The organism is Anaerolineae bacterium, assembly GCA_014360855.1.
Lineage (GTDB): Bacteria > Chloroflexota > Anaerolineae > JACIWP01 > JACIWP01 > JACIWP01.
Map to the genome: position 1 here is coordinate 1 of JACIWP010000285.1, position 3,614 is coordinate 3,614.

At 65.8% G+C, this 3,614-nt stretch carries 4 protein-coding genes; 3 read left to right on the plus strand and 1 reads right to left on the minus strand.

All coding sequences use genetic code 11. The annotated features are described in order from the left end of the window. From H5T60_12730 to H5T60_12740, 3 genes are all read left to right on the plus strand, one after another. On the plus strand, window positions 1–655 hold a 655-nt coding region (locus H5T60_12730; GenBank protein ID MBC7243293.1), incomplete at its 5' end, for a B12-binding domain-containing radical SAM protein. Continuing rightward, window positions 655–1,422 carry a peptidoglycan editing factor PgeF gene (gene pgeF, locus H5T60_12735; protein MBC7243294.1) on the plus strand — a complete coding sequence of 256 codons (768 nt, stop codon included), beginning with the start codon at window positions 655–657 and terminating at the stop codon, window positions 1,420–1,422. The genes H5T60_12730 and pgeF, both read left to right, overlap by 1 nt. A gap of 27 nt (window positions 1,423–1,449) precedes the next feature. After that, a complete protein-coding gene (locus H5T60_12740; GenBank protein ID MBC7243295.1) occupies window positions 1,450–2,163 on the plus strand; it encodes a YggS family pyridoxal phosphate-dependent enzyme in 714 nt (237 codons plus the stop codon). Between the two features lie 64 nt (window positions 2,164–2,227). On the opposite strand, the gene H5T60_12745 is transcribed toward H5T60_12740, so the two are convergent. After that, the coding region (locus H5T60_12745; protein MBC7243296.1) for a hypothetical protein at window positions 2,228–3,614 on the minus strand (1,387 nt) is incomplete at its 5' end.

Sequence of the window (3,614 nt, forward strand, 5' to 3'; positions counted from 1 at the left end):
GCGCCTGCGCGACGCCATCGGCAAGGGCATTTCCGAGGAGGATATCCTGCGTTCTGCCGCCATGGCGGCAGAACGCCGTTTCACCCAGTTGAAGCTGTATTTCATGCTGGGTCTCCCGGGGGAGGAAGAGGCGGATGTGGAAGCGCTGATCGAACTGGTACAGCGCACCGCCGGCCAGTTCCCTCATCAGATCGTGGTGAATGTGACCCCCTTTGTGCCTAAGCCGCATACGCCGTTCCAGTGGCTGTCCGCGCCGGCGGTGGATGTGGTCAAGGCCCGGTTGGAACGGGTCCGCCAGGGTCTGCGAGGCAAACGGATGCAGGTGCGCGCTGAAAGCCCAGAGTGGTCGCAGGTGCAGGCAGTGCTGGCGCGCGGCGATGAGCGCCTGGCGCCGGCGCTGGTCGGACTGCGCCGACCGACGCTGGCCGCCTGGCGGCAGAGCCTGGAGGAACAGGGCCTGGAGCCGGCGGAGTGGTTGAGGGCCTGGGGATATGAGGAGTCACTGCCGTGGGACCATATTGACCATGGGGTCGGCCGGCGCTTCCTCCAACGCATGGCCGAACGGGCGGAGGAGGGGAAACTGCCGGCCGGCTGTCCAGGGGCCGGCTGTACCGCTTGCGGCGTGTGCGAGATCGCTGGAACAGGAGAGGCCTGATGTCCCTCGACATTTTCCGCTTTGCGATCCTGCAAGATGTGCCAGAGCTGGAGCACGGCATATTCGGCCGGCAGGGAGGCGTCAGCCCGGCGCCCTATGATACCCTCAACGTGGGGGCGGATGTGGCGGACGACCCGGCGAATGTGCACCGAAACGTGGAGATCGCCTGCGAGGCACTGGGTGTGGCGCCGGCGGAGTTGGTCACGGTGCGTCAGGTGCACAGCAATCGGGTCATGCGGGTCGGGAGGACGCACCGCGGGCAGAAGGTGGGGGAGCTGGACGGGCTGATCACGGATGAGCCGGGAGTGCCGCTCATCCTGCGCTTCGCCGACTGTGTGCCCATCCTGGCCTATGACGCGCGCCGGGGTGTGCTGGGGGCGGCGCACGCCGGCTGGCGGGGGACGGTGGCCGGCATGGCGCGTGCGCTGGTGCTGGCCATGATGCGGGAATTTGGCTCGCGCCCGGAGGACATCCGCGCCGGCATCGGGCCTTCCATCGGGCCGTGCTGTTACGCGGTGGGCGAGGATGTCGTGCGGGCGGCGCACCAGGCCTGGGGGGAAAGCGAGGCGAACCCGCTCTTTCGCCAGGTGAACGGGCGCTTCCATCTCGATTTATGGCAGGCCAATTACCGGCAGTTGGCCGGGCTGGGGGTAGGGCAGATCGAGGTGGCCGGCATCTGCACCGCCTGCCATTCCCATCGCTTTTTCTCCCACCGCGCCAGCGGGGGATTGACCGGGCGTTTCCCTATGGTGGCAGTGCTGAAGTAACCTGGAAAGACGTTCGGAGGGGTAGATATGTCCCGGTGGGCATACATTGCGGACAACCTTCAGCGGGTGCGTGAGCGGATCGCGCGGGCGTGTGCACGCGCCGGCCGGGACCCGGACACGGTGCGGCTGGTTGCGGTGAGCAAGAACATGCCGGCAGAAGCGGTGGCGGCGGCCTATGCCTATGGAGTACGGGACTTTGGGGAGAACCGGGTGGAGGAGGCTCTGCCCAAGATAGCCGCCGTGCGGGAGCTGTTGGGAGATGCGCCGGCGCCGGCATGGCATATGATCGGCCATTTGCAGAGGCGCAAGGTGCGGGATGCCATGCCGGCGTTCGACCTGGTGCACTCGGTGGACCGGCTGGCGCTGGCCGAAGAAATGGAGAAGCGGTTGAGCGCCATCGGAAAGGTAATGCCCGTCCTGCTGGAGATCAAGCTGAGCCATGAGGAGACCAAATGGGGCTTCTTGCCGGAGGAGGTGCCGGAGGCGGTCGGCAAGATTCTGGAACTGCCCTATCTGCGCATCCGCGGGTTGATGACCATGGCGCCGATTGTGCCGCATGCAGAGGAAGCCCGACCGTATTTCCGCCGGCTGCGCGAACTGCGCGATGCGCTGGCGCGGCAGTTCCCGCAGGCCTGCTGGGATGAGCTTTCGATGGGGATGACGGACGATTTTGAGCCGGCGGTGGAGGAGGGCGCCACGATGGTGCGCATTGGGCGGGCGGTTTTTCTGCCGGCGGACTAAATGGGCAAAGAACAACGGGAGGGGATACACATCCCCTCCCGTTGTGTTTCCGGGCCGCCGGCGATCACTGCACCGGACAGCGCCACGGCGTGTAGTTGTCCGCATTCGGCCGGATGCGGAACTCCGGCTGGCCGATGTCGGTGTTGCCCACCTGCTGGACAAGCCGGCCGTTGACCCACAGCTCCACCTTGTACGGATGGCCCTGCATGCCGTAGCGGAAGTAATCCACGGGCAGGCCGTCGATCTTCAGGTAGCCGGATGGGTCAATCGCCCCCCAGCCGCGCGGGTTAATGTCCAGCCACTTGCCGTCCGCCGTCCGCTGGTACACCTTCACCCAGGAGTAATAGCGGCCGACGCAGGTGATCAGGTTGCCGCCGCTGGGCACAGGCAGAGGCCCGCGGATGGTCAGCTCGGCCTGGGCGGCGCCGGCGTTCTCATAATACTCCATGCGGATGCGGTGCGTGCCGCCCGACAGCCAGATGGTGTAGGTGAAGATGCCGGGACCCATATCCCGCCACTGGTCGATGACCAACCGGTCATCGATCCAGAGCCGCACACCGTCGTCGGTCTTGGTGGTGAACTCGTAGCGGCCCTCCTGGAAGGTCATCTCCCGCGTCCAGCGCACGGCGAAGTTGTCCGGGTTGATGCGCGGGTCGGGAGAGCCCATGCCCCAATTGAACTTGATCTCGTTGTCGTTGCGCACCACGGCCGGCGGCCCATACATCCAGCGGTTGTTGTAATACTCGCCGCGCCAGGCGGTGATGGGCTGAGGCGGCTGGATCTTCCAGTACCACAGAAAGATGGAGGCACCGCCGCCGCGCTCGTAGTATTCCAGCATGACGGTGTGCACGCCGGCGGTCATCTGCTTCTCCACCGTGTACGAGGTGGGCGGCTGATCGAACCAGCGGTCGATGATCGGCCGGCCGTCAATGTAGAGCCGCACACCGTCATCGGACTGGACGGTGAAGCGGTAATAACCGCTCTCGAAGGTGATATCGCGCGTCCAGCGGACGGAGAAATCATCCGCCGGCAGGCGCGGGTCGGGCGAGCCGATGCCCCAGTCGAACTTGATGTCGGCATCGTAGCGCACCAGCGCCGGCGATCCGCTCAGCCAGCGGTTGGCGTAGTACTCGCCGCGCCAGGCATTCACGGAGGGGGCCGGCGTGGGCGTCGGTGCCGGGGCACCTAGCCTCTGCCACCACAGCCGGGCCGTCGCCGCGCCGGTGTTCTCGTAATATTCCATGATGATGGTGTGGTTGCCGGCCGAGAGCGTCACCACCGCCGAGTAGACGGTCGGGATCTGGTCCTTCCACTGGCTGATGACTGGATAGCCGTCAATGTACAGGCGGACGCCGTCATCCGTCTCGGTGAAGAACTGGTACTGGCCGGCGTCAAAGTACAGCGTGCGCGTCCAGCGGACGGAGAATCCATCCGGCACGATGCGGTAATCG